Raw genomic sequence first — 26,893 nt, forward strand, 5'->3', positions numbered from 1 at the left:
GAGCGCCTATCCGCTCGTTCGCTCCTGTATGACGGCCACAGCCCCGGCGGCGAGTTTGATCGAGCCATCGATGCTGTCTCCGCTGATCAGTTCGAGTCCCGACGTCCGAACCTCGACGTCGGTGTCGCCGTGATTGATCAAGAACAGCCACGACGACGAGTCCGATTTCCGGCGGACCGCCTCGATGCCTGCCGCGACGGGAAGGCGCGCGCGCACGCCGGCATCCGTGATGACGGCGTCGACCAGCGCGTCGAAGCCGTCGCGGATGTCGGCCGACACGTACCATGCACGACCCGCCCCGACCGATCTGCGCGTCACGGCGGGCAATCCGACGAGGTCGCCCTCGGCATAGGTGTCCACGATCTCGGCGTCCGTGACTCTCAGCCGTTCGCTCCAGTCGATGGCTATCGAACCGGATGTGAGGACGATCTGCTCGCCCGCGAGCATCGGACAGAACTCCTCACCGACGACGCCGAGCATCTCGCGGAACGCGCCCGGATAGCCGCCGGTTCTGACGCGATTCTCTTCGTCCACAATGCCTGACAGGTGACCCACGACGACGGTCGCCCCGCGCAGCGCGGCTGCCGCGATCGCACCCGCTGTGGCATCGTTGACGGCGTACAGTCCAGGCACGACGAGAAGACCGTATGCCGTGAGATCCGCACGGGGTGGGACGACATCCGGGCCCAGGCCGCGGGCGGACAGAGCTTCGTGCCATCGCCGGCCGGATGCCTCGATCGGGTAGTCATGGATCGGCTTCTGGCCTTCCTCCCAGGCCCACTTCGCCGGGATGTCTGCCACGATCGCGACGCGGGAGGCCTCGACGAGGCTGCCAGCCACATGCTTGATCCTCTCGAGGGTCCGGCCGAGCTCCACCACCTCGCGCCATTGACGCGTATCCGAACCGGCATGCGGAACCATGCCCGAGTGATACTGCTCCACGCCCGACGCGGAAGCGCGCCACTGGAAGAACAGCGCACCGTCCGAGCCGTGCGCGATGTGCTGCAGACTATGGCGGATCATCTCGCCCGGCGCCTTCGGCGGATTGCGGGGCTGCCAGTTAACCGCGCTCGTCGAGTGCTCCATCAGCAGCCACGGCCTGGTGCGATCCAATCCGCGGGCACGGGACGCCACAAAAGCGAGTTCTCGTTCGCGATGGGGATCGGCCATCACTGCGTAGTGGTCGATCGCCACCACGTCGAGATCAGGCACCCAGTGCGAATAGTCCGCGACGCTTCCGCCGACCGCGAGCATGAGGTTCGTGGTGATGGGGGTTGCCACCCCTGCCGATCGCAGCGCCTCGCGCTCACGCCGGTATTGGCCCAGGAGTGCGTCCGAGCTGAAGCGATCGAAGGCGAGCAGCATCGATGGGCTCTGGCCGGACTCGCTCGCCAGCGGCGCGATCACGTCGTCGAAGGAGCGATAACGCAACCCCCACACCGCGGTGCCCCACGCTCGATTGAGCTCGTCGATCGTGCCATAGCGGTCACGCGCCCACTCGCGGAACGCGCGTGAGGACTCCTCGCAGTAGCAGAGGCGATTGCCGCCGCCCAGTTCGTTGCTGACGTGCCACATCCGCACGGCGGGATGCCGGCCGTAGCGCTCGCCGAGCCGTCGGGCGATCCGGCTCGAGTAGCGGTGCCATACCGGATGGCTGGCGCACCACCCGAGTCGCCCGCCTTGGTGGAATCTCGAGCCGTTGCGGTCGACCGGCACGATCTCAGGGTGCGTGCGCTGCAACCATGTCGGTGGAGCGGCGGTGGGAGTCGCCAGGTCGATGCCGATACCGGCGTCGTGGAGGAGTCCGATGACCTCATCGAACCACCCCCAATCCCACTCGTCGTCGTCGGTCTCGACGAACGCCCACGAGAACACGCCGAGCGTCACCGTGTTGACTCTCGCCTCCCGCATGAGCGCGATGTCTTCGCGCCATACGCTCGCCGGCCACTGCTCCGGGTTGTAGTCGCCGCCGAAGAGCAGCCCGTGCCCATCGGGCGTAGACCTCACGTTGCCCTCGCGCTGTGGACAGCAGCAGACAGGGGGTGTTTCGAACCCAGATCGGCGAGGGCGATCGCCCCGTCGATCCCTTCGCCGAGCGGGGAAACGAGCGTGATGTCGAAGTCGTGAGAGTCGCGGGTGAGCACGTCGGAGAAGGCACCCGCGAGCACTGCGGAGCGGAATACTCCGCCGATCGCGCACACCGACAGGCGGTCGTCAGGGTGCGCGACCTGGCCGATCGCGGTCGTCACGCTGAGTGCAAGCTGGTGTGCAGCGCTCGTCGTGATGGTGAGGGCGACCTCGTCGCCGTCCGCGGCGAGCCGAGCGACCGACGCGGCGAAGGATGCGATGACGCTCACGCGGTCATCAGTCGCCTGGAGTGAGATGTATGCCTGATCGAGTTGCGGCCATCGCTCCCGCACGACATCCGTCAGTCGGGTCTGCGGACCTCGGCCGTCGTAGGCACGCATGACCGCGTCGAGCGCTTCGCGGCCGATCCAATAGCCGCTGCCTGCGTCGCCCATGAGATAGCCCCAACCATCGACCCGTGCGACGGCGTCGCGTCCGACGGCGAGCGTCACGACGCCCGTTCCTGCGGCCACGACGGCACCACGGGTGTCGCCGAGTGCGCCGAGGAAGGAGGTGGTGGAGTCGTGTGCGAGCGCCGCTTCGCGGATTCCGGTATCGCGAAGCAGTCCGAGCAGTGCACCTGCATCCGCATCGCGATCCGTCAGACCGGAGATGCCGGCGGTGACGATCTCCGGTGTCGCGCCGGTGTCGCGAATGGCGGCGTGCACGACATCCGCCAACTGAGGCAGCAGGAGTTCATGCGTGCGGATGCCGCCGAACAGGACGTCCCGAGTGTCGCTGCCGTGCTGGAGGCGCACCTTCATCCCGGTCTGACCGGCATCGATCGCCAATACCGAAGCCCCGGTCATGCGGAGGCCCCTTGCTTCTGCATCGCGGTGTAGACCTCTCGCAGATAGGCTCCTGCCGGCTTGCCGTAAGGGCAGTAATCATCGTTCGCGGCGGCGTCCTCGACCGCGTAGAGCGCAGCCGGCCAGTCCCAGAGCACGAATCCTCCCACCCACGGACGCGTCGAGCAGGCTTCGAACATCGCGCGGTAGTACCGCAGCTGCTCGTGTCCAGAGGCAGCGCCCGGCAGAGCCCAGTCGTTGGGCAGTTCCGCCGATCCGGTGCGGCTGGGGCAACCCACCTCCATGAAGAGGAACGGCTTGCCGGATGCCGCGACCACTCGCTCGATGCGATCCAGGTGAGCCTCCCAGGTATCGATGGGGTAGTACCCACTCGAAGAGATCACGTCGACCGCGTCCCACCAGGTGACGTGACCTTCCTGGTATTTGTCGCAGTTGTAGGTCACCAGTCCGGAATACACCCCGCGAACCTCCGACACCAGACGTCGCCAGTGGACCTCCTGCCCGTCGGCGCGCACCATCTCGCATCCGATGCAGAACATCTCGACACCCTCGGCCTCGGCGATGCGGGCCGAGTGGAGGATGAATTCGCGGTAAGAGGCGAACCAGTCCGACCAGCTCGGCTCGTTCGGCACGTCCCGATCGAAGAAGCCGATGTGTGCGCGCCACGTGCCGTCGGCGCAGTTCACCACCGGCTTGAGCACCACCTTCATGCCCAGCCTCTTCGCCTCGCGGATCGCCCAGACGATCTCGTCGTCCGTGACGGTCGGCTCCGCGTCGAAGGGAATCTCGGTCGAGAACGCCGTCGCCTGGTTCGCCGCGTAGGCGATCGCGGTCCAGCTGACAGCATGGTCGGCCATGGCCGCCATGGATGCCGCGGCATCCGGTGTCGCCCAGGTGCCGCGGGTGCCGACCCAGCCCCACGTCATGCCGCAGACCGGCTCTCCGAGCCGCTCGGTGAGAGTGGTCATCGCACCACCAGCTGGTTCGCCGAGCGCAGCACGCTCGGGTGCGAAACGGCCGGGGCCTGGGCTGCGGTCAGCCCACGGACCACGATCGTCGTCGACTCGCCCGGCAGGAGGGTGACAAGTCCCTCCTCGGCGACGGCGTCCGGTGCGATCTTGTCTGCGAGCAGGGTCAGTTCGCGAACGAGATTGCCGGCAATGAGGGTGATCGCCACTCCGTCGGCGTGCTCGGCCACCGCGACGGACACGCGGGGCGCCTCGAGCGCAGAGTCGCGCGGCTCGCCGAAGAACCATAGCCCGCGGATGCCGCTCAACTCGGCGACGATGAGCTCGGAACCATCGTCGCCTGCGGTGGCCACGGCATCCGGAATCTGCACCGTGGCGACGCCTCGCGACGCCACCGCGACGGAGTCGACGTGCTCGGAGAGGATCGTGCCGTCGTACCCACGGCGCGTGAGACGCAGGTCGCCTGTCCACTCATCCGCCGAGTCGTTGAGTACCGCCGCGACGAATCCGCCGTCTCGCGGCTGAATCGTCACGACTCGCGGTGCGAACGCGTTGCGCAGCGCGTAGAACAGCGGCTTCGGGTGCTCGTCGCCGTCGATCGCCGCCCACGAGGTCACCGGCCAGCAGTCGTTGAGCTGCCAGACGATCGCGCCCGCGGTGTGCGGGGCGAACGAGCGGAAATGCTCCAGTGCGGTGGTGATCGCATCCGCCTGGTTCAGCTGCATGGCCCAGTGCCAGGTCTCCATGTCTTCGGGCAGCCGGTAGTGGGGGATCAATCCGTTCGTCAGCTTGACGTTGCCCTCCATAGCCTTCTGGTGCACGACCATTCCGGGTGACTCGGGAGTCAGCGGGTCATCGCTGATCGAGCGCGTGAGCGTCGACCAGGTGGGTGGACCCTGCCAGCCGAACTCGGCGACGAAGCGCGGCGTGTAGTCGCGGTAGTGCGGCCAGTCCTTCTGGTTCCAAAGGTCCCAGATGTGCATCGTGCCGTGTTGCTCGTCGTTGGGGTGGAGCGGCCTCTCGTCCGTCGACCCGGGACTGAACGGACTCCCGGGCGCGTAGGGCACACCCGGGGCGAGTTCGGCGATCACGGCGGGGAACAGCTCGTAGTAGTAGTACGCGCCCCACGTCTTGCCGTCCAGGCGCAGCTTCCAGCCCCAATCCTCGTAGCCCCAGAGATTCTCGTTGTTGCCGGTGAGAAGCACGAGCGAGGGATGGTGCGCGATGCGCGTGACGTTGTCGCGCGCCTCCGCCTCGATCTCGCTGCGCAGTGGCTCCTCCTCGGCGTACGCGGCGCACGCGAACAGGAAGTCCTGCCAGGTGAGCAGGCCGAGCTCATCGGCGAGGTCGTAGAAGTCGTCTGCCTCGTAGATGCCACCGCCCCACACCCGGATGAGGTTGAGGTTCGCGTCGCGCGCCTGGCGCAGCCGCCGCGCGTACCGCGCCCGGTCCACCCGCACCGGGAACGCGTCATCCGGAATCCAGTTCGCCCCTTTCACGAATACCGGCACGCCGTTCACCTTCAGGACGAACGGGGTGCCCGCATCGTCAGGAGTGGAGTCCCACGCGATCGTGCGGAAGCCGACTCGCCGATGCGCCTCGTCGAGGATCGATCCGGATGCCTCGAGCCGCACGTCGACGTCGTACAGCGGCTGCGCGCCATAGCCCACGGGCCACCAGAGGTCGACCTCGGGAACGGCCACCGAGGCGGTGAGGGTGGTGTCGCCCGCTGCGAGTTCGGCTGACACGGTGACGCCGGCGACCGAGACCACGACATCGAGAGGCTCATCGCCCGCCCGCTCGACGGCGATGTCGATGTCGACGACGCCGGTCGCGGCATCCGCCACGCCCGCCTGGGTGCGCACGGAAGCGAGCCGCGCGGTCGACCAGGATTCCAATCGCACGGGCTTCCAGATTCCACTCGTCGTCGTCTTGATGCCCCAGTCCCAGCCGAAACTGCACGCAGACTTGCGAATCGCGTCGTAGGGGAGGGGATACGGACGCTGCCGGACGCCGAGCGCTACGCTCTGCTCGTTGGCGTAGCGGACGGGGCTGCGGAACAAGACTTCGAGCGTGTTCTCGCCGACGACGAGAGAAGTGCCCACGTCGACGCGATAGGTGCGGTGCTGATTGGCTGTTTCGGCGATCACCACTCCGTTCAGCCGCACCGTGGCCACGGTGTCCAGTCCGTCGAACACCACGTCATGGCGAGCGGATGTCGCCATCTCGGTCTGCGTCACGGCGAAGGTCGTCCGGTAGTGCCAGTCGACGAGTCCGATCCACGCGAGGGCGGACTCGTTGTCATCGAGGTATGGATCGGGGATGAGCCCGGCCGCGAGAAGATCGAGATGGACGACGCCGGGGACGCTCGCCGGCACGACGGCGGAGACGATCGGCTCCGGCGCAGGTCCGGATCCGACACTCACCGACCAGTTGTCGTGGACCGTACGGGTGAGCCTCATTTGACGGCTCCCGACGTCAAGCCCCGGTAGATCCAGCGCTGCAGGACGAGGAACACGATGATCGTCGGGACGATGACCACGATCGTGCCGGCGGCGATGACCTCCCATTGCGCACCGAATGGACCCTTGAACCGGAAGAGCGAGGTCGAGATGAACCCCTCGGACGGCAGGTAGAGGAACGGCGCGTAGAACTCGTTGTAGATGGCGATGCCCTTGATGATCACGACGGTGGCGATCGCCGGCCGCAGCAGCGGAAGGATGATGCGCCAGTAGATCGTCCAGCGGTTCGCGCCGTCGATCATGGCGGCTTCGTCCAGCGAGACGGGGATGGACTGCATGAACTGGATGAAGAGGTAGATCGCGATGATGTCGGTGCCCATGAAGAGCAGGATCAGGGCGGTCTTCGTGTCGTACAGCCCCAGCCCGTTGATCAGCTGGAAGGTCGCCACCTGGCTCGTCACGCCCGGGATGAGGGTGGCCACGAGAAAGAGGCCGACGACGAGCTTCTTGCCTCGGAAACGGAATCGATCGATGGCATAGGCGGCCATGGTGCCGATGAAGATCGTGCCGACCAGCGACACCACCAGCACGATCGTGGTGTTGATGAAGCCCTCGAGCATCTCGCCGCTCGTGAAGGCGGTCACGAAGTTGTCGAAGTTCAGCCAGTTGGACGGCATCTCGAACGGACCCGTGGTCGCGTACTCCCGGCTCGTCTTGAGGCTCGCGAACAGCACCACCGAAAGCGGCAGCAGCGTGAAGAGCGCACCGAGGATGAGGCTCACGTACTTCGCGGTCGTCGCGCTCATGCCCTTGAGTCGCATCAGCGGCGAAAGGCCGCTGCGGTAGTGGGGGACAGTCGTCGTCATGTCAGGTCAACCTTGTCGTCGGGGAAGACTCTTCGCTGGATCACGGTGACGATGAGCACGATCATCAGCAGCACGACCGCCATGGCGGAGGCCAGGCCGACCTGCCGGAACGCGAACGCCGTCTGCAGCGTCTGGATCACGAACGTCGCCGATCCGTTCGCGCCGCCGGTCATGATGAAGGGGATCTCGAACACGCTGAGAGCGCCGGCCACCGCGAGGATGAACGAGAGGCCGATGATCCGGCGGATGCCGGGGAAGATCAGGGCCCAGAACTGCTGGAACCGTGACGCTCCATCCAGCTCGGCTGCTTCGTACAGCTCGCGGGGAATCGATTGGATCGCTCCCAGGAAGAGCACGAAGTTCAATCCGGTGTACCGCCACACCGACGTGCCGGCGAGTGACCAGTTGACGATGTTCGGATCGCCGAGCCACTTCGGCGGATCGGTCACACCCACCCACGAGAGGACCGTGTCGAGCGTGCCACCGGGCTGGAAGAGATAGAGGAACACAAAGCCGATCGCCACCCCGTTGATCAGGTAGGGGAAGAAGAGGATGCCGCGGAACAGGTTCTGGAACTTGGTGCTGAAACTCAGAATCGTGGCGAAGTAGAGGGCGATCGCCATCTGTGCGAATGTCGCGATGAAGTAGTAGAGGCTCACACCGAACACGCTGAAGATGCGCGGATCGGTGAAGACCTTGACGTAGTTGTCGAGCCCGACGAAGTTCTTGGTCAGGTCGATGCCGTCCCAGTCCGTCACGCTGAAGTAGAACAGGTTGACCGCTGGCCAGTAGGTGAACAGCAGGAGCAACCCCACGGCGGCCGACAGGAACAGCCAGGGTGTGAGGTGCTGCATCAGCCTCTGCCCCGCGCTCCCGCCGCTCCACCGGTCGGGCCCGCCGGCTCCGCGGCGAGGACCGCGGAACCGACGAGCGCGAGCGGGGGCGGAGAGAACGGCCGGTGCGTCAGCGGCGGAGCCGGATGTCGCTAGTGCCATGAACTTCTCCGTGTTCTCGTTGTGAAGCGATGAGGCGAGCTCAGCCGGCGAGCTGATCGACGGCCGCGCCCCAACGCTCGTTGAGCTCGGCGAAGTAGCTGTCCTTGTCGCCATCGGCGGCACCGCGGGCGATGTCCACGAGCTTCTGGCGATACAGCGGGCCGTAGAGGTCGATCTGCGAGTCGTTCGCCGTGTCGGCGAGCAGGCTCTCCTTGCCGGCGGGGGCCGGGTTGATCTCCATCAGCTCGACGCCCGCGTCGGTGAATCCGGCGAGGTTGTCGGGAAGCGGCTTGGACAGGACGGGAGAGATCATGCCCTGTGCCTCGGTGTAGCCGGATTCCTCCACCACCCACTTGATCCATGCCCATGCGGCGGCCTTCGCCTCGGAGTGCTTGCTCACCGCGAGGTTGTAGTCACCTCCGACGACGGCCAGCTGCTTGCCGTCGACGGTCGCCGGGAACGCCATGTACCCGATGTCGTCGGCGGACGCGCCGTTGTCCTCTGCGGCAGCCTGCATCTGCGAGATTGCCCAAGAGCCGAGCGTCATCGCGGCGATCTTCCCGGTGGCGAGATCGACCTTGGACTGCTCCCAGTTGGTGGTGAGCGGGTCCTCCTCGGTCAGGCCCGCGGCCACGGAGTCGTACAGCAGCGAGTCGATCGCGTAGACGTCGGTGCCTTCGGTCCAGGGTGCCTTGTTCTCGGCCATCGTGATCGGCGCGTCGGGGTCGTCCGTGACGACACCGAGGTTGCCGAAGCTCTGCGTCAGCGGCCAGCCGTCCTTGTAGTTCGTGTACAGCGGGATCGCGTCGGTGTTGTCCTTGATCAGCTCGAGCGCCGCGAGCCACTCATCCTCGGTCTTGGGAACCTCGGTGACACCCGCCTCTTCGAACACCTTCTTGTTGTAGACGACGCCGTTCGCGTTGCCGCCGAACGCGACGCCGTACTGCGTGCCCTCGTAGCTCGATGCCGGCAGGAACCGGTAGGTGTCCTCGAAGTCCGCCGTCTTGCCGAGCGGCTCGAGGAACTGGTCGTACTGGTCGGGAGAGATCGTCGGGATGCCGAGCACGTCGCCGTAGTTGGTGGTGCTCATGCGGGTCTGCATCTCACCCGCGTAGTCCGTGATGCCCTCGAACGTGACGTTCACGTCGGGGTACTTCGCCGTGAACTCCTCCGCGTACTTGTCGAACGTGCCGTCGGCGATGAGGTCGGTGCGCCAGGTCATCACCTTGATGTCGCCCTTCACCTCGCCGTCGATGGTGTTGTCTGCGTCGCCTGCGCCGCCGCCGCCGCCAGAGCACCCTGCGAGCGCGAGACCCGCGACGGTGATCAACGCGAGTGCGCCGATTGCCTTCCTTGCCATGTGTGTCTCCTAGTCATGTTCGCCGTTGAACTCGCCTGCATCGCTGCATCGCGGGTTACGAGCCCCACAGTAACGCGGGTCGAAGCGCTTCCGCAAGAGTGGGATGTCAACGCTGTCTTGGTTTGTCCGATGTACGCACTCTTGATTGAGAATCGCACTGACCAGGACTTTTCGAGAACCTCATTGGATATGTGGTGTCCAGTATGTCCACCAAATGTCTATCGTCGTCATTCCCACGCAGCCGTGCTACTCTGACCGCAGAGGAGGACCGATGGCGGTTCAGCAGCGCGCAACGCTCGACGATGTCGCCCGCCTGTCGGGCGTCAGTTCCAAGACCGTCTCCCGCGTGTTCACGAACCGCGAACTGGTGGCTCCCGAGACGGTCGAACGAGTGCTCGCTGCTGCGAAACGTCTGCGTTTCCGCCCGAACACCCTCGCTCGCAGTCTGCGGAGAGGTGGGGCGACGAACACGATCGGCTTCATCATGGGCGAACTCGGCAACCCGTTCTACTACAAGGTCGCTGCCGGCATCGAGAAGGAACTCGCGGGCCATGGCTTCGCCCTGGTAGTGGCGACGACCGACGACACACCAGAGGGGGAGGAGCGGGTCGCCGACGCGCTGCTGGCTCAGCGGGTGGGGGCGCTGCTGCTCATCCCGGTCGCCGACGATCAGTCCTACCTGGAGGGCGAGCGGCATCTGGGAACACCAGTGGTCGCGATCGACCGCCCCGCCCGCAATCTCGTCGCCGACTCGATCGTTCTCGAGAACCATCGTGGCGTGTTCGACGCGACGACCAGGCTCCTCGCCCGAGGGCACCGCAGGATCGGATACGTCTGCAATCCGGCATCGGTCTACACGCAGGCGGAGCGATTGCGCGGCTATCGCGACGCGCTCGGTGCGTACGGCATCCACGAAACCGCGCAGTGGGAGCGCCTTGTGGACGACTTGACCGTTCCTCCGGACCGGGTGGTCGGTGAGCTGCTGTCGAGCGACGACGCGCCGACGGCGATCATCACGGGGAACAACAGGATGACGATCGGCGCGCTTCGCGTGCTGCGAGATCGCGATGAAGCGGGACGGATCGCCCTCGTCGGCTTCGACGACTTCGACACGGCCGATGTGATCGGCGTCACCGTGGTGAGCTACGACCCGATCGAGCTCGGCCGCCGCGCTGCGATGGTCGCGCTCGAGCGCATCGGGGATCCGGGCGGATTCACCCGGCAGATCGAATTGCCCACGTGGATCGTCGAACGAGGGACAGGGGAGCGACCCCCCTACGAAAGGAAATCGATCTGATGCCCGTTGTGAGCGATGACTTCGTCCACCTCGAGTCCGCGGGGGTGGCCGTTGTGCTGCAGCTGAGCGGCAGAGGTCTCCCGAAGGTCCTGCACTGGGGCGGCGCCCTCGGATCGCTGACCCAGGAAGACCTCGCCGCGCTCCCGTCCGCCCTCAGTCGGCAGACTGCGCCCGGCACGTTGGATGCCGCGTGGCAGCTGTCTCTCGTTCCACAGGAGGGCGACGGGTGGACGGGACGACCAGCGGTGCAGCTGCGCCGCGGTGGCGTGCTCCACCACGCGCGCTGGAGCACCATCGAGGTCGTCGCCGAGAGTGCGGACTGCACCGTGACGGCGGAGGATCCGGCATCCGGCCTCGTCCTCACCGTGCGCGTCGGCATCGAGAGCGGGGGAGTGGTCTGGGTCGACCACGCGCTTCGCCATCGCGGCGCCGCCGACGCCGACCCTGTGGAGATCGAATGGCTCGAGGCCATCATGCCTGTGCCGACCACGACCGACACGCTGACGACGTTCGACGGCCGCTGGACGCGCGAGAAGCGTCCGGTCACGACTCCGATGCCGGCGGGCTCGACGGTGCGGCAGTCGCGCCGCGGCCGACCTGGCCATGACTCGCCCACCATGGTGATCGCGTCCGAGCATGCACCTCGCTGGCGCGACGGCCGCAGCTGGGCAGTACATCTGGCGTGGTCGTCCGATGCCTCCTACCGCGTCGACAGGGTGACGGATGCCGTCACGCTCATCGGCGCGGGGGAGCTCCTGCGACCGGGCGAAATCGTGCTCGCACCGGGAGAAGAGTACGTGGCGCCACCGGCGGCGTTCGTGTTCACCGACGCCGGACTGGATGCACTCTCCGCCCGAGTGCACACCTGGTTCCGCGCGAGGATCCAGCACCCGCGCACCCTTCGACCGCTCACCTTGAACACCTGGGAAGCCGTCTACTTCGACCACGATCCGCAGCGGCTGGTGGCACTCGCCGAGCGGGCGGCGGATGTCGGGATCGAACGCTTCGTCCTTGATGACGGCTGGTTCCTCGGGCGCCGCGACGACTCGACCAGCCTGGGCGACTGGCTGGTCGACACAGCAGTGTGGCCCGATGGGCTCAATCCGCTCGCGGCGCGCGTGCACGAACTGGGCATGGAGTTCGGTCTGTGGTTCGAACCCGAGATGGTCAGTGCGGATTCCGACGTTGCGCGCGCCCACCCGGACTGGCTGCTGCATGATCCAGGCCATCTCGACCACGCGCCGGAACTGTCTTGGCGGACGCAATACGTCATGGATCTCGCCAATCCTGAGGCTTTCCGGCATGTGTTCGGCCAGATCGACGCTCTGGTGTCGGAGCTCGGCATCGACTTCATCAAATGGGACCACAACAGGGATCTGGTCGAGAGCACTCACGATGGGCGACCCGGGGTGCATGCCCAGATGCGGGCGGTGTACCGGCTCATGGCCGACCTGAAGCAGCGGCATCCGGGGCTGGAGATCGAATCCTGCTCGAGCGGCGGGGCGCGCACCGACCTCGGCATCATGGCGGTGTGCGACCGGGTCTGGGCGAGTGACTCGAACGATCCGGTCGAGAGGCAGGAGATTCAGCGCTGGACCGAGCTGCTGCTCCCGCCCGAACTCGTCGGTGCGCATGTCGGCCCGACCACGTCGCACAGCTCCGGACGGACGACGGCCTTGTCGTACCGCATGGCGACGAGCCTCATGGGGTCGGCAGGTTTCGAGTGGGACATTCTCGAGTGCGATGACTCCGAGACAGCCGCGATCCGAGCCTTCGGCGCGCTCTATCGCGAGGTGCGGCCCGTCATCCATCGAGGACTGGTCGTCCACCCCGACCTGCGTGACCCGGCGTGGCGCGTGACAGGATTCGTGGATGCCGAGGGCACGGGGCATGCGGTGTTCATCGTGGCGACCGTCGCAAGTCTGGAGGATGCCCGCGCGGAGCGCCTCCGGCTGCCCGGGCTCGACAGCGATGCGCGGTACCGGGTGCGGGTGCGACGAGAGATCGGCGATGCCGCGTACGGATGGATCGCACCCGAGTGGTTCACCGTCGGCGAGACCGTGCTGTCGGGCGCCCTACTCGAGCAGGTGGGCCTGCAGCTGCCGACGCTGTGGCCGGTCCAGGCCTTCGTACTGCACCTCGAACCGGTGAGCGTCTGACGGCGTCCGCGCCGAGTCACCTGGCTGCCGACCGTCTCTCGCCGATCCGCCCAGCCCACTGCATCACCGCGTCGACGGCGCGCGCGATCCTACGCATGCGCGGTCAGGAAAGAGTGGGCAACACGCGCTCTTCCGCGCCCGGTTCGGGTCAGTCGTGCACCCACACCTCGGTGCCGATCGGCGCCCAGTCGTAGACGAACCTGGCAGCGTCGATCGGCATGTTCACACAACCGTGGCTCATCCGGTTGCCGAAGTTGTTGTGCCAGTACGCGCCGTGCAGCGCCTCGTCGCCGTTGAAGTACGAGATCCACGGCACGTTCGGCGTGAAGTAGTCGGCCTTGATCAGATCGCGGTCGCCCATGTTCTGCTGCGCGACCTTCGCATAGATGCGGAAGTGACCGTAGTTCGTGTCGTGTCCCGGCAGACCCGATGAGATGTACCACGAGTTGACCACCGCGCCGTTCTCGAAGAGGTAGGCGCGCTGCTCGCTGATGTCGACCTCGATGCGACGCGCGAGTGCCGTGGTCGTGAAGTCCTGGGCCTTGACCGGCAGCTTGTACACGCCGTTGCCACTCGCGAGCTGCGCCGAGTAATCGGCTGCGACCTTGCTGGTGTCACCGAGCGTGCGCCCCGCGACGCCTGCAGTGACTTCCCGCAGCACGCCACCGGCGGAGTCCGTGATGACGGTCGCATTGACGACCTGCCGGTCGACCGCCGCCGGAAGCGTCTTGACGACCTTCTGGATGGCGGACTCGTCGGCTGAGATTGCGAACGTGCCGTCGGCGTTGTGAGTGACGGTGAGCCAGGATGCCGCGACGGCCCGGTCGATGGGCACCGTGCGCTCCTCGCCGACGTAGAAGCCTGCGGTTCCGAGGATTCTGTTGAGGCTCGCAGCCGTCTCTTCGGCGACCTCGGTTGTCGTGGTCGGCTCGACCGCCGCGAGCGCCGGATCGAACTCGACGCGCTTCTCGCCGGAGTTGTAAGCGTCCTGGAATGCGCCCAGCACCGCGTCGGTGTCGAGCCCCTGGCCCTCCTCGGCCGGCGTCGTGACGTACATCGCCGACTCCGCGTCGTAGGCGAGGGTCGCATCGACGGGATCGACGAACAGGTCGGGCGCGGCTCCCCGAAGGGCTGCGATCGCGGTCGCTTCGTCGAACTGCACGTCGGCGTCGACGGGTGCGGCGAACCACCGCGTGGGGTTCCACGCCGGATTCTCGGCGAACGCAGCCTCGGCAAGCGCCTTCGCATCGACGGTGGCGCCCAGCTCGGCGCCTGTCACCTCCGCGTCTCCGCCGTCGCCGACGATGACGATCGTGGTCTCGGCGAGCCGCTCCTGCAGAACATCTGCCGCCCCGCCCGGCGTGAGACCCCCCACGCCCACGCCGGCCACCGAGGTTCCGGGTGCGATGAGGACGAGGGATGTGGCGATGAGACCGACCAGTGCGGCACCGGCTGCGAGCCCCAACCAGAGTGGCTTCCGCGACTTGCGGGGCCGTTCTTCGGGCGGCGCCCAAGCGTAGACGTCGGTGCCGTCCGACGCACCTTCGGAGGACGTCGGGAAAGTCGTGGTCGCGTCGCCGGTCAGGACGACGGTATCCGCGGAATCTTCTGCGTCGACATCTGTGTGATCGGACGCGACGAGGGGATCGACGACCTCGGTGTCGGCTTCGAGACTCGCATCAGCAGGACCACCCGAGTCCTCGAGGGACTCGTCGGTGACAGCGTCCTCGACGGACTCGTCAGCGGCCTCGTCGTCGACGACATCGTCCGCCGTCTCTTCGTCTGCGTTCACAGCGTCGTCATCGACATCCGCGGGGGAGTTCTCTTCGGGCGCCTTATCATCGGCCCCGGGCCTCGTCGCCAGATCTGTCACACCATCACCCCCCGGCTCCGATTCACGTACATCCATGGTAATGGACGAGTATGCGTGCTCACGCATTCGTCCGCCACCCCTCACCCGGGACGCTGCTCGTCGACCGGGATCTCGCTTTGTAACGGTTTTGTAAACACGCCGTCCAAACCATCATCCGGACTTGCGCGATGTTTGTTCGTAAGGTCTACTAACAAACATGACTTCATCCGAAGCGCAGCGCGGCTCTTCCACCCTCGAGTCGCCCCACCCCTCTGCATCCGGGAATGGCCACTCGTTCGGCCCGGGGCGCTCGCTCCGTCAAGGGGCGAAGGTGCTTCCGGAGCACGCTCGCGGGCACAACCGCTCGCTTGTACTGCAGACGCTCTTCCACCAGGGTGCCATGAGCCGCGCGGATCTCTCGCGCGAGACGGGCCTCACGCGCGTCACCATCTCCGACCTCGTGGCCGAGCTCATCGCGGACGGGTTCGTCGTGGAGAAGGGCGTCCGCGAGGCATCCGGGCCCGGCAAGCCGGCGATCCTGGTCGATCTCGACCGGGACGGGCACCGGATCGTCGGCATCGACCTGTCGGACAGCGACTTCTTCAGCGGCGCGGTCCTCACGCTCGACGGCAGCATCGTCGTCCGCCGGCAGGTCGCGCTTCCCGCCGCCGACGATGTCGTCGCGGCGGTCGTCGAACTCGCCCGCGAACTCGTCGCGGAATCCCACGCCCCCGTCCTCGGCATCGGCGTCGGCACTCCCGGCGTGGTGGACGAGCACGGCGTCATCCTGACCGCGCCGCACTTCGGCTGGGCAGGGTTCGATCTCGAGGGTGCGCTGCAGAGCGCACTCAACCTCCCGGTCCTCGTCGCGAACGACGCCAACGCAGCGGTGCTGGCGGAGTACACCTTCGGCGGAGCCGGCGACGACGTCCTGCTCGTGAAAGTGGGACGCGGTGTCGGGTCAGGCCTCCTCGCGGGCGGTCAGCCCATGCGCGGCAGCCGCAACGCCGCGGGTGAGATCGGACACGTGACAGTCGGCACGGACGGCGGACCCCTCTGCGTGTGCGGCAAGGTCGGGTGCCTCGAGGCCTGGCTCTCCGTACCGGCGCTGACGGCCCGACTCGCCGCGGCGACGGCGCAGCCGGATGGCGGGGAGGGCGACGCATCCGCCGACGACATCCGCGATGGCATCCTCCGCGACGCGGGGGAGCGCCTCGGAATCGCGCTCGCTCCCGTCGTCGGCGTGCTCGACCTCTCGGAGATCGTCCTCGCCGGCCCCCCTGAACTTCTCGACGGACCACTCGCGCAGGCGACCGTCGAGACCCTCCGCAGTCGGACACTCGCCCAGTTCCACGACGGTGTACGAGTGCGGATGACGGAGCAAGGTCAGGACATCGTCCTGCGCGGCGCGGCCGTCATGGTCCTGTCGGGACAACTCGGGGTGTCGTAGCCGCCCCGATCCCTCGGGGTCACCCGAGGGATGCCCCAAAAATCCCCCTGGACGGGTCACCCGGCCCGTCGCAATCACACAGAAAACAGAAGGAAGACACCATGAACAAGAAGCTCGGAGCCTTCGCCCTCCTGGGCGCTTCGGCTGTCGTGCTCGCCGGCTGCGCCGGCGGTGGCGGCGAAGCTGCCGCGCCGTCTGAGCCCGCCACGGGCGACCTGACGGTCTGGCTCGTCGGTGCGGACACGCCTCAGACAGCTCGCGACTACCTCAAGGAGACCTTCGAGGACGAGAACGAGGGTTGGACGCTCACCGTCGAGGAGAAGACCTGGGCCGACGTCTCGGACACCTACACGGCGGCGCTCTCGTCGAACGACTCGCCGGACGTCGTCGAGGTCGGAAACACCCAGGCGCTCGGCTTCGCGGACGCCGGCCTGTTCCTCGACATCTCGGACATCCAGAGCGACCTCGGCGGCGACGACCTGCTGTCGGGCCTCGTCGACGCGGGCACCTACGACGGCAAGCTCTACGCCGCCCCGTACTACGCCGGTGGCCGCATCGTCTTCTACACGCCTCAGATCGTCGGCGACACGCTGCCGAAGACGCTCGACGAGTACGTGCAGCAGGGCATCGACCTCAAGACCGACACGGTCTCGGGCATCTACGCCCCGGGCAAGGACTGGTACAACGCCCTTCCCTACGTCTGGGCGCACGGTGGCGAGATCGCCGTTCAGGATGGCGACACGTGGGACGCCCAGTTCTCCAGCGATGAGAGCGTGGAGGGACTCGAGCAGCTCCAGGATGTCTACCTGAACGCTTCGGTTGCGCCGGTCGACGGCAACGAGCGTCTCGGCAACATCGACTTCTGCAACGGCGAGGTCGGCTTCCTGTCGAGCCCCGCATGGGCAGCGGGCAACATCACCGGCGCATGGCCGTGGGGTGACGAGGCGGCCGGCGAAGAGGTTTCGCAGGGATGCCCCGACACCTACGGCAAGGACCTCGCAGCGTTCGCTCTGCCCGGTCTGACCGAGGGCGAGACCGCCCCGATCTTCGCCGGTGGCTCGAACGTCGCCGTCGCGACGAAGAGCGAGGCTCCGGGCAAGGCCAAGGCCGCGCTCGAGATCATGCTGTCGGAGGGCTACCAGAAGCTCCTCGCCGAGCAGGGTCTGACCCCGGGAATCGTGTCGGCGGCGCAGTACCTGCCCGACACCGACATCGCCAAGGCGCAGGCCGCGGCGCTCGCCAACTCGAAGTTCACCCCGACCAGCCCGAACTGGGCTGAGGTCGAGGCGGCTCAGATCATCCCCGACGCGCTCGTCAAGATCGCGCAGGGCGGCGACGTCAAGGAGATCGCGACCGAGCTCGACTCGGCCATCGAGGCGATCCTCAACAAGTAGCACCCAGCGACAGGGGTCCCGGCTCGTCCGGGCCGGGACCCCTTGTCCGGGAACGTTCCCTCGGCCAGGCTCAGGAGGCAGCATCCATGTGCCGCCTGCGCCTAACCCGGAGACCGATCCCCTCCGCTTTTCCCCGCATCGAGCCGAGCTCGCTTCAACGCGCCCGCTCACACCCCCGCAGACAGGAGACGCCATGACCGCCACCGCTGTCGACACCGCGTCCACAACCGGACGGAGCGCCGATCTTCCTCGGACTCCGCGCGAGAAGAGCCGTGCCCGTCGCGATGCGCGCAGCGCCTGGACTCTTCTCGGCCCGTCGCTGATCATCCTCGGCGTCATGATCGGCTATCCGGCCGTGATCATGGTCGTCCAGTCGTTCACGGACTACACGGTCAAGAACAAGGTGCTCGGCACCCCGGCGAACTTCGTCTGGTTCGAGAACTACATCGCTCTGTTCTCGGAGTCCGACTTCCCAGCGGTGCTCATGCGCAGCCTCGGCCTGATGGTCGTGCTGACCGTTCTGAACATGCTGGTCGGCACCCTCGTCGCGATCCTCATGACGCGCCTCAGCCGCGCGTGGCGCATCACCGTCTCGGTCGGCCTGCTGCTGGCTTGGGCGATGCCCGCCCTGACGGCCACCGTGGTGTGGGGCTGGATCTTCGACACCCAGTACGGCGTCGTGAACTGGGTGCTGAACACCATCACCGGCACCAGCGACTGGACGAATCACTCGTGGCTGCTCAACCCCTGGTCGTTCTATCTCGTGCTCACGATCATCGTCGTGTGGCAGTCCGTGCCGTTCGTCGCCTTCACCACCTACGCCGCGCTCGGCCAGGTGCCCGGTGAAGTGCTCGAGGCGGCATCCCTCGACGGTGCCACGGGCGTCAAGCGTTTCTACCTCGTGGTCTTCCCCTATCTGCGGAGCGTCCTCACGGTCGTCCTCGTGCTGCAGATCATCTGGAACCTGCGCATCTTCACCCAGGTCTACGCACTGCAGAGCCGCGGCGGCATCGCCGCCGAGACCAACGTGCTCGGCACCTACCTGTTCCGGCAGGGCGTCGGCGAGTTCGGTGCGACATCCGCCATCGGCGTCGTGATGGTCATCCTGCTGCTCGCCCTCTCATGGGGGTACGTCCGCACCACGCTCAAGGAGGAGGAGCTGTGAGCACCAACGTCAGCACTCAGCTCGGCACGATCGGCGTCGACGACGTCCTCGGCGAGGTCGGCGACACGAAGACGCCGAAGCGCCGGTCGATCGAAGCCCGCCGCCCGTCCGCCAAGAAGGTCGCGACGCGCACGCTGCTCAACATCGCAGCCGCCATCGTCTTCTTCTGCTCGATCTTCCCGGTCTACTGGATGGTGAACATGTCGTTCACCCCCAACAAGGCCATCATCAGCAGAACCCCGAGCTTCCTGCCGTTGAACTCGACGCTCAACAACTACATCACCGCGTGGAACCGCGAAGCCGCGCCGGGGCAGACCGACTTCCCGCATGCGCTGCTCGCCACCGTGATCGTCACGGTCGGGGTGCTCGTCGTGACGCTGCTGTTCGCCTTCCTGGCGTCCGTGGCCGTCGCGCGCTTCCACTTCCGCGGCAGGCGAGGGTTCATCATCGCGGTGCTCATCGTGCAGATGATCCCGGGCGAAGCCATGATGTTCACGATCTACGGGATGATCGATGACTGGCGCCTGATGAACACTCTCCTGGGCCTCGGGATCGTCTACACGTCGACGGTGATCGCCTTCACGATCTGGACGCTGCGCGGATTCGTCGCGGGGGTGCCGGCCGAGCTCGAAGAGGCCGCCATGATCGACGGCTGCACCAAGTCGCAGGCGTTCTGGCGAGTCACGTTCCCGCTGCTCGCACCGGGTCTCGTCGCAACCAGCATCTTCGCGTTCATCCAGTGCTGGAACGAGTTCCTCATGGCCCTCCTCCTCATGAAGGGCTACAACCTCACGCTCATGCCGTGGCTGAACGCGTTCCAGTCGACATCGGTCTCGGGCGCCGTCAACTGGGGCGCCGTCATGGCCGGCTCCACCCTCATCGCGGTGCCCGTGATGATCTTCTTCCTGATCGTCCAGGGGCGGATGTCGGGCGGTCTCGTCGCAGGGGCGGTCAAGGGCTGATGCGCGCGGTGATCCCCGCCACCTCCCGCAGGGAGGTCGGCCGATGAAGATCGGGCTGGATGTCGGCGGGACGAAGACGGATGCCGTCGCCGTCGACGCCGGCGGGACGATCATCGGCCGCGTGCGGCTCGCGACCGGGTGGGGACCCGAAGCCGTGACCGGTACGGTCCTCGCGGCTGTCCGCGCGCTCGGCGCGGACGCCGGCGTCGACGTGACCGCGATCGACTCGGTCGGGATCGGCATCCCGGGCCAGGTGGAGCCCGGCACGGCCCGGGTCGTCCACGCGGTCAACCTCGGGGTCGACGAGCTGGATCTCGCAGCCGCCGTGGGGCCGGTGCTCGGCGTTCCGGTGCGCGCCGAGAACGACGTCAAGGCCGCGGCGTTCGGCGCCTATGCCCTGCACGGCGGATCCGGCTCGATGGCGTACCTCAACCTCGGCACGGGCATCGCGGCCGGCGTCGTCTCGGACGGAAAGCTCTGGCGTGGCGCACGAGGAACCGCCGGCGAGGTCGGGCACATCTCGGTCGATCCGGGCGGTCCGCTCTGCCGCTGCGGTCAGCGCGGCTGCATCGAGGCGTTCGCTGGTGGCGGTGCCATCGCGGAGCGCTGGAACCGGCCGGGTTCCCTGCCCATTCGCGACGTCTTCGATGCAGCCGACGAAGGCGACGGCTTCGCCCGAGAGCTGCGTTCGGGCCTGGCGCGGGGGGTGGCCGCCGCAGTGCGGGTGCTCGTGCTGACCGCCGACGTCGACACGGTCGTGCTCGGCGGGGGCGTGACCGCGCTCGGAGCGCGGCTGATGGCGGATGTCGGAGCGGAGCTCGCCGCGAGCGCCGAGGCATCTCCTTTCATGCGCTCGCTCCACCTCGAGGAGCGGGTCGAGCTGCTGCCGGCCGGGTCACCCGCAGCGGCGCTGGGCGCAGCGCTCATCGGTGCAGCGCGCGATCCCGAAGGGGTGCTCGCGCATGGCTGAGATCGTCATCGTCCCGGACGCCGCAGCGGCCGGAGCCCTGGTGGCCGACGAGATCCTCCGACTGGTGGCGGCGAACCCCGAGACCGTGCTCGGCCTGGCGACCGGGTCGACTCCGCTCCCGGTCTACGAGGCCCTTCGTCCCCGCCTGGCCGACACGGATGTGTCGCTCGTCCAAGGCTTCGCCCTCGACGAGTACGTCGGCATCGATCCATCGCACCCCGAGAGCTATCGCTCGGTCATCGCCCGCGAGGTCGTCGAGCCACTCGGACTCGACCCGCGCCGCATCCGCGTGCCCGACGGATCGCTCGAGGGCATCGAGCACGCCGGTGACGACTACGAACGCGCGATCCTCGAGGCCGGCGGCATCGACCTGCAGCTGCTCGGAATCGGCACCGACGGTCACATCGGCTTCAACGAGCCCGGGTCGTCGTTCGCCTCGCTCACGCGGGTGAAGACCCTCACCGAGCAGACCCGGGACGACAACGCACGCTTCTTCGACTCGGTCGAAGCGGTGCCGCGGCACTGCATCACACAGGGCCTCGGCACGATCCTGCGCGCCCGGCACCTCGTGCTGCTGGCATTCGGCGAGGGAAAGGCCCAGGCCGTGGCCGGAGCGGTCGAAGGGCCGCTCACGGCGTCGCTGCCAGGATCGGCCATCCAGCTGCATCCGCACGCCACCGTGGTCGTCGATGAGGCCGCCGCTTCACGGCTCGCGCACACCGACTACTATCGCTACACCTTCGCGAACAAGCCCGCCTGGCAGGGGCTTTAGGCCCGACCCAGCGCGGAATCGCGGACCGGGCAGTCGCGAGTCGGCGCGACCCGTGCGATCCTCCCGCCGCGAGCCGCGGACCGGCCGTACGATGTGCGCATGACCGATGCGCAGATGCAGGGCCGAGCGGCGACCACATGGATCTTCGGGGGAGTGCTGCTGATCGCGGTCGGCCTGCTCTCGGGTGCCTCGGTGCTCGTCAGCGGCTCGGACGAACTGCGGGATGAGCGCACCGCACTGGTGATCGATCTGGTGGCCGCCGTGCTGCTGCTGCTCGCCTGCGCGGCGTACGCGTTCGGCTTTCGCCCCGCGGAGAGCATCGTGGCGCGCCGGCCGGTCGGTGTGACGGCGCTCCTGGCGCTGGGCCTGCTCGAGGTGGGATTCCGCCTCTGGTGGATGACGCCTTCCGGTTACGGCGCAGGACCAGGGGCCGCCTTCCAGGGGGTCTTCCTGACCGTCGTCATCTGGGTCGTCACCGCGATCGCCGCTGTGTCGATCTCGCGCGCCCGGGTGCTCCCCAGGCCGTGGAACGCGGCGCCGCTCGCTGCGGTCGCGCTGGGCGTGGTCCTCTTCGTCATGGTCGGGCTGCTGCTCCCGATGCTCGGCATCGTCGCCGATCCCCCAGGCCCGGTCGGAGTGCTCCGCCTGTGGCCTGCGGTGCTGCCCTTGGCCCTGGGTGTCATCTCCATCATGCTGGGCGTGCGCCGGCGCACGGGTGCGGCGGGCGACGTGCCGGCGGAAGCCGCACAACTCGCTGAGCGCTGAACAGTCGTCGGCACGGCCCCCGGTCGCCGAACCCGACATAGTGTCGGACCATGACGCTTCCCGAAGAGCTCCTCGCCCTGCTGCGCGCTCCGAGCACCTGCTACATCGCGACATTGATGCGAGACGGCTCGCCGCAGCTGACCCAGGTATGGGTCGACACCGACGGTCAGCACATCGTGGTGAACAGCGTCGACACCCACCTCAAGGTGCGCAACCTGCGACGCGATCCCCGGGTCGCCGTCACGATCAGCGATCCCGCGCACCCGCGGGGCTACGTGCAGGTGCGTGGTCGTGCGATCGACATCACCGAGTCGGGGGGCCCGGACCACATCGAGCAGCTCTCGCAGAAGTACACCGGTGGCCCGTACTCCCGGTACGGCGGCCGCGATCAGGTCAGGGTGATCATCACCATCGAGGCGGACAGGATCAGTCGCATCGGCCGATGATCCGTGCGCCGCTGACTCAGTCTCCGAAGACCTTGCCCGGGTTCAGGATCCCCGTCGGATCGAACGCCCGGGTGATCTGCCGTTGCAGCTCCCACTGATCGTCGCCGAGCTCATCCGCCAGCCACCGCCGTTTGAGCACACCGATGCCGTGCTCGCCGGTGAGCGTGCCACCGAGGCGCAGCGCCGCCCGGAACAGGTCGTCCGCGGCCTCCCAGATGTGCGCCGGGACTTCGGGACCATCGAAGATGAAGTTCGGATGCAGGTTGCCGTCACCGGCATGGGCGACCGTCGGGATCATGACGCCATGCTCGCGCTCGACGCGGGCGATCTCGTCGAACATCGCCGGCAGCGCGCTGCGTGGCACTGAGACGTCCTCGATGAGGGTTGTTCCGAGCCTCTCCATCGCGGCATGCATCGATCGGCGGATCGCGAGAAGGTGCTCGCCCTCGGCTCGATCGTGCGAGATCGCGACGGTGCCGCCGCCGGCTCGCAGAACACCGGCGATGGCGAGCGCCTCGGCCGCCGCCGCGGGGCCGTCGGTCTGGATCGTCAGCTGCGCCGCACCGGGAGTCGGCGGCTCCATCGACAGCAGGTCGTGAACGGCCGCGAGGGCCGCGGCATCCATCAGCTCCATGATCGCAGGCTGCACGCCGGAGGCAGTGATCGCGGCCGATGCCGCCGCGGCCGCTCGCACGTCCGTGAAGGTCGCCGCGATTGTGCACACGTCGCCCGGGACGAGGCGCCGCAGCTTCAGTGTCGCCCCCACGATCACTCCGAGGGTGCCCTCCGAGCCGATCATGAGCGACGTGAGGTCGAGGCCCGTCACGCCCTTCACGGTGCGATGGCCGAGGCGCAGCAGGCGCCCGTCGGCGAGCACGACATCGACGCCGAGCACGGCATCCCGCACGACGCCGTACTTCGCGCACAGCAGTCCTCCGGCGCCCGTGGCGATGTTGCCGCCGACGGTCGAGATGGCCCGGCTTGCGGGGTCGGGCGCCCACCACATCCCGTGCTCGGCGAGTGCGGCATTGAGGTCGCCGTTCAGGATGCCGGGCTCTACGACGGCGAGGAGGTCGTCGGGGCGCACCTCGATGATCCGGTCCATGGACCGCAATGAGAGGGCGATCTCACCCGACCCGGCGTTCGCGCCGCCCGCGAGGCCCGTGCCCGCACCCCGCGTGACGACGGGGGTCCTGGTCTGGGTCGCGATGCGCAGGGTCTCCTGCACATCGGCGACGGATGCGGCGCGGACGACGGCGAGCGGGGTTCCGGATGCCGCGTGCCCCGACTTGTCGGCGCGTGCGGACTGGAGCGAGCTCGGTGTGGTGTCGACGCGATCGCCCAGGGCTGCGCGGAGCAGTGCGAGGACGTCGAGGTCGAGGTTCACGCGATCCGGCGCCTGCCGGCGATGACTCCGACCGTGACCGCGATGACGCCGAATGCGAGCCCTACCCACGCGAGTCCCAGGCTCCACCACGCGATCGTCGCCGCGGCGTAGACGAGCAGCTCGGCGAGTGCGCGGATGAAAGGATGCACGGCGAGGACGGCGCGGGGCGAGACGAAGAGTGCCCAGACCACGATCGCGACAAGGGGGGCGCCGATGCCGGCGACGATATTCCATGGGAACGGCCATGCGGCGAAGCCCCAGATCGCCAGGCTCGCGAAGGCGATCAGCTCGCACACGAAGGCGAGGAGATCGACGGCCGACAGCGGGGCACGCATGCCGGGAGCAACCTCACCCGTGCGGGAAGTGCGGGGGGAGTCGGACATGGACTCAAGTCTATGGCGCGGGTGAAGCCGCCTCGCGGCGCCCGTGGCCCACCATCCGGACTCGTCGAGCTCGGCGGAGACCCCGTCGATGGGTCGGTCGGGCGGTGCAGGGACAGCGGTCTAATCGGTCGTTGCGACGTCGGATGCCGGTTCGGCGGTCGCAGCCGGCTCCGCGGCGCAGGGCCCCGTCTGGAGGGGTGCCGTGTCGATGGGTGCAGCCGCCTCGATCGTCTCATCGGATGCGGGCACCGCCGGCTCGCTCGTCTCACCGGATGCGGGCACGACCGGCTCGGTCGGAGCGGGAGTGACCTGATCCGTCGAGGGGTCCTCCTCGTCCGCGGATGCCGTGTCATCGGGGGCGACCGGGTCGGAGGCGTCGGGGCCGTTCATTTCGGGGTCCCAGTCCGTGAGTGCCGGCGTCCCCGTGTCGGGGGCCGGGACAGCTGCCCCGGGCTCGGCCGGCACACCAGGGGTCATCGGGGGCGTCGGCGCCGCCGGTGCGACGACAGCCTCCGTTGCGACCGGCGCGACGGATGCCGGCTGGTCCACGAGGACGGGCGGTGCGGGAGGCAGGACGACGGGCTCCGTCACGAGCACCGCCAGTGTGACGGGCGTGCCTGGCAGAAGCAGACCGGGGGGCTGCACGTCGGCTGAGGGAAGTGCAAGCGGTGCGCCCGTGGTCGGAATCGCCGTCTGCTGGACGATCGAGGTCGCAGCAGCCTGCTCGAATGACGCCGATGCCAGCATGCTGCCGGCTCCGCCCACCATGAGTGAACCGGCCACGACGAATCCGGTGGCTGCGAGACTTGCGACCGCACCGAAGCCCGACAGCACGCCGCCTGCCGCGACGCCTGCGGTGGCAAGTCCGGTCGCCGCAACCGCAGCTGTTCCCGTGGCCGCGCCGACGGCTCCCGCAGTGGCCATCGCCGTGCCGACCGAGCCGGCCGCAGCCGCAGACGCCGCCGCGGCACCGATCGACGCGGAACCGACAGCCGCGGAACCGGCGGCGCCTGCTGCACCGCCCACGGCCACGCCCGCCGTCGTCGCAGAGGTCGCGGCCGCCGCACCCGCAGCTGCGACGGATCCGGAGCCTGCGGCGCTGAGGGTGCCCGCACCGACCGTCCCTGCTCCCCAGGTTCCGGCGCCCGCTCCGGCCGAACCCACGGCGAAGGTCGCCGTCGGGAGCGCCGGCGCGACCGTGACCGCACCCTGCATGACCGTCGACGGCATGGCGGCGAGCGCCATCGCAGGCAGGGCGCCGCCATGGAGCGACGCGAGGTAACCTGCCGCGCCGACCGATCCGACGGTGAGCGGCACCAGCACGAGCGCGAGGCGGCGCGAGACCTCCTTGGCCTCGCTCGCGACGATCGCACAACGGGCGCATTCACCGAGGTGCGTGTTGACCTTGACGCCGTCCCGACGGCTGATGTTCGCGCGGGAGTATGCGCCGAGGTGCTCGATCGTCCACTGACAGTCTGAATCGTCGGCGACGGACCGAAGGTGGGCCTGGATCCACGCTTCCCGCAGCCCCTCGCGGGCACGAAAGGTGAGCTGGGCGACCGCGGTGGCCTTCATCCCCAGCAGCGGAGCGATCTCGGCGGGCTTCATCTGCTCGATCTCGGAGTACCAGAGCACCTCCTGCCACCGCGTCGGCAGGCTCCGGAACGCCTGGTGTGTGAGGCTCCGATCGAGCGCGTCGGCGGTCGCCTGATCGGTGGTCGCAGGGTCCTCCACTGTCTCGAGCGCGTCGATCGTCATCTCGCGGCGAGCACGTCCCCATGCCGCAGCCGTGTTTCGGATGCACGTGAACAGGTAGGCCCGGAACGATCCCGTCGGGCCGCCGCCGGCGACGATGGACTGGTAGATGCGCGTGTACGCCTCTTGCACGAGGTCGTCGGGGTCGAGGTTGGACGTCACCGATCGTGCGACGGTCAAGCCGGATCTGTAGTGGCGTCGCCACAGTTCGGCGAACGCGGCCCGGTCGCCGGAACGGGTTCGCAGGATGAGGTCGACGTCGGCCTCGCCATCGCCGAAGGCCGTCGCATCGGCAGAGCCGCGCGGCGAGAATCCGGCGTCGTGAAGCGTCACTTATCGTCTCCCAGCAATGGGCGCCACGTCCAAAAGTGACTCCCTGACGCGCGGATCGCGCATCCCCAGTGGTCTCATTCTGATCCCGAAACGCCGGTTGCACCAGCCTCCGAAAAATCTCCTGAGGAATCTCACAGGAGTTGCGTAATAGACGGGGCGAAAGCGCCTCTCATCACTAGGAGGGTTGCTCGACTTCCTGGGGAGGGACCGAGCACC

21 protein-coding genes are annotated in these 26,893 nt (G+C 67.8%); 10 read left to right on the plus strand and 11 right to left on the minus strand.

Annotated elements, in window-relative coordinates:
• Nucleotides 1–6: 6 nt before the first annotated feature.
• The 7 genes from ABD188_RS08540 to ABD188_RS08570 are packed head-to-tail and all read right to left on the minus strand — an operon-like array spanning nt 7 to nt 9,587.
• The gene (locus ABD188_RS08540) at nt 7–2,007 is read right to left on the minus strand and encodes a beta-galactosidase (protein ID WP_344060516.1); all 2,001 of its coding nucleotides are present in this window, start codon (nt 2,005–2,007) and stop codon (nt 7–9) included.
• Nucleotides 2,004–2,936: an N-acetylglucosamine kinase gene (locus tag ABD188_RS08545; RefSeq protein WP_344060518.1), complete on the minus strand. Its 933-nt coding sequence runs from the start codon at nt 2,934–2,936 to the stop codon at nt 2,004–2,006. The genes ABD188_RS08540 and ABD188_RS08545 overlap by 4 nt, the downstream gene beginning before the upstream one ends.
• Nucleotides 2,933–3,904, minus strand: coding sequence for a glycoside hydrolase family 113 (locus ABD188_RS08550; RefSeq protein WP_344060520.1), 972 nt, complete (start codon nt 3,902–3,904; stop codon nt 2,933–2,935). Before ABD188_RS08550 ends, ABD188_RS08545 begins: the two co-directional genes overlap by 4 nt.
• On the minus strand, nt 3,901–6,366 hold the full coding sequence (locus ABD188_RS08555; protein WP_344060523.1) for a glycoside hydrolase family 2 protein: 2,466 nt from the start codon (nt 6,364–6,366) through the stop codon (nt 3,901–3,903). The genes ABD188_RS08550 and ABD188_RS08555 overlap by 4 nt, the downstream gene beginning before the upstream one ends.
• Nucleotides 6,363–7,232: a carbohydrate ABC transporter permease gene (locus ABD188_RS08560; protein WP_344060526.1), complete on the minus strand. Its 870-nt coding sequence runs from the start codon at nt 7,230–7,232 to the stop codon at nt 6,363–6,365. The genes ABD188_RS08555 and ABD188_RS08560 overlap by 4 nt, the downstream gene beginning before the upstream one ends.
• The gene (locus ABD188_RS08565) at nt 7,229–8,227 is read right to left on the minus strand and encodes a carbohydrate ABC transporter permease (protein ID WP_425561338.1); all 999 of its coding nucleotides are present in this window, start codon (nt 8,225–8,227) and stop codon (nt 7,229–7,231) included. The genes ABD188_RS08560 and ABD188_RS08565 overlap by 4 nt, the downstream gene beginning before the upstream one ends.
• A 40-nt stretch (nt 8,228–8,267) precedes the next feature.
• The gene (locus tag ABD188_RS08570; RefSeq protein WP_344060532.1) at nt 8,268–9,587 is read right to left on the minus strand and encodes an ABC transporter substrate-binding protein; all 1,320 of its coding nucleotides are present in this window, start codon (nt 9,585–9,587) and stop codon (nt 8,268–8,270) included.
• A 271-nt stretch (nt 9,588–9,858) separates the two neighbouring features.
• On the opposite strand from ABD188_RS08570, the gene ABD188_RS08575 reads away from it, so the two are divergent.
• Entirely contained in the window at nt 9,859–10,884 is a 1,026-nt protein-coding gene (locus tag ABD188_RS08575; RefSeq protein ID WP_344060535.1) for a LacI family DNA-binding transcriptional regulator, read from the plus strand.
• Nucleotides 10,884–13,043, plus strand: a complete 2,160-nt coding sequence (locus tag ABD188_RS08580) for an alpha-galactosidase (RefSeq protein WP_344060538.1) — start codon at nt 10,884–10,886, stop codon at nt 13,041–13,043. The genes ABD188_RS08575 and ABD188_RS08580 overlap by 1 nt, the downstream gene beginning before the upstream one ends.
• Nucleotides 13,044–13,191: 148 nt before the next feature.
• On the opposite strand, the gene ABD188_RS08585 is transcribed toward ABD188_RS08580, so the two are convergent.
• On the minus strand, nt 13,192–14,916 hold the full coding sequence (locus ABD188_RS08585; protein ID WP_344060541.1) for a L,D-transpeptidase family protein: 1,725 nt from the start codon (nt 14,914–14,916) through the stop codon (nt 13,192–13,194).
• A gap of 196 nt (nt 14,917–15,112) precedes the next feature.
• Here ABD188_RS08585 and ABD188_RS08590 point away from each other — a divergent pair, with 196 nt between their 5' ends.
• The 8 genes from ABD188_RS08590 to ABD188_RS08625 all read left to right on the plus strand — a co-directional run bounded on the left by ABD188_RS08590 (nt 15,113) and on the right by ABD188_RS08625 (nt 22,819).
• Nucleotides 15,113–16,345, plus strand: coding sequence for an ROK family transcriptional regulator (locus ABD188_RS08590; RefSeq protein WP_344060544.1), 1,233 nt, complete (start codon nt 15,113–15,115; stop codon nt 16,343–16,345).
• A 101-nt stretch (nt 16,346–16,446) separates the two neighbouring features.
• Nucleotides 16,447–17,739, plus strand: coding sequence for an extracellular solute-binding protein (locus tag ABD188_RS08595; protein ID WP_344060547.1), 1,293 nt, complete (start codon nt 16,447–16,449; stop codon nt 17,737–17,739).
• Nucleotides 17,740–17,932: 193 nt separating this feature from the next.
• Entirely contained in the window at nt 17,933–18,904 is a 972-nt protein-coding gene (locus ABD188_RS08600; protein ID WP_344060550.1) for a carbohydrate ABC transporter permease, read from the plus strand.
• The gene (locus ABD188_RS08605) at nt 18,901–19,866 is read left to right on the plus strand and encodes a carbohydrate ABC transporter permease (protein ID WP_344060553.1); all 966 of its coding nucleotides are present in this window, start codon (nt 18,901–18,903) and stop codon (nt 19,864–19,866) included. The genes ABD188_RS08600 and ABD188_RS08605 overlap by 4 nt, the downstream gene beginning before the upstream one ends.
• A gap of 43 nt (nt 19,867–19,909) precedes the next feature.
• Entirely contained in the window at nt 19,910–20,836 is a 927-nt protein-coding gene (locus ABD188_RS08610) for an ROK family protein (protein WP_344060556.1), read from the plus strand.
• A complete protein-coding gene (locus ABD188_RS08615) occupies nt 20,829–21,608 on the plus strand; it encodes a glucosamine-6-phosphate deaminase (RefSeq protein ID WP_344060559.1) in 780 nt (259 codons plus the stop codon). The genes ABD188_RS08610 and ABD188_RS08615 overlap by 8 nt, the downstream gene beginning before the upstream one ends.
• Nucleotides 21,609–21,707: 99 nt before the next feature.
• On the plus strand, nt 21,708–22,373 hold the full coding sequence (locus ABD188_RS08620) for a hypothetical protein (RefSeq protein ID WP_344060562.1): 666 nt from the start codon (nt 21,708–21,710) through the stop codon (nt 22,371–22,373).
• Nucleotides 22,374–22,423: 50 nt separating this feature from the next.
• Nucleotides 22,424–22,819, plus strand: coding sequence for a PPOX class F420-dependent oxidoreductase (locus tag ABD188_RS08625; protein WP_344060565.1), 396 nt, complete (start codon nt 22,424–22,426; stop codon nt 22,817–22,819).
• A gap of 16 nt (nt 22,820–22,835) precedes the next feature.
• Here the strand turns inward: ABD188_RS08625 and ABD188_RS08630 are convergent, their stop codons facing one another.
• The 3 genes from ABD188_RS08630 to ABD188_RS08640 form a co-directional block, all read right to left on the minus strand.
• Nucleotides 22,836–24,206: an FAD-binding oxidoreductase gene (locus tag ABD188_RS08630; RefSeq protein ID WP_344060568.1), complete on the minus strand. Its 1,371-nt coding sequence runs from the start codon at nt 24,204–24,206 to the stop codon at nt 22,836–22,838.
• Nucleotides 24,203–24,589 carry a YrdB family protein gene (locus tag ABD188_RS08635; protein ID WP_344060571.1) on the minus strand — a complete coding sequence of 129 codons (387 nt, stop codon included), beginning with the start codon at nt 24,587–24,589 and terminating at the stop codon, nt 24,203–24,205. The genes ABD188_RS08630 and ABD188_RS08635 overlap by 4 nt, the downstream gene beginning before the upstream one ends.
• Before the next feature lie 120 nt (nt 24,590–24,709).
• Complete coding sequence (locus ABD188_RS08640) at nt 24,710–26,677, minus strand: RNA polymerase sigma factor (protein ID WP_344060574.1); 1,968 nt, start codon at nt 26,675–26,677, stop codon at nt 24,710–24,712.
• Nucleotides 26,678–26,893 lie beyond the last annotated feature (216 nt).

Source organism: Microbacterium pumilum, assembly GCF_039530225.1.
Taxonomy (GTDB): Bacteria; Actinomycetota; Actinomycetes; order Actinomycetales; family Microbacteriaceae; genus Microbacterium; species Microbacterium pumilum.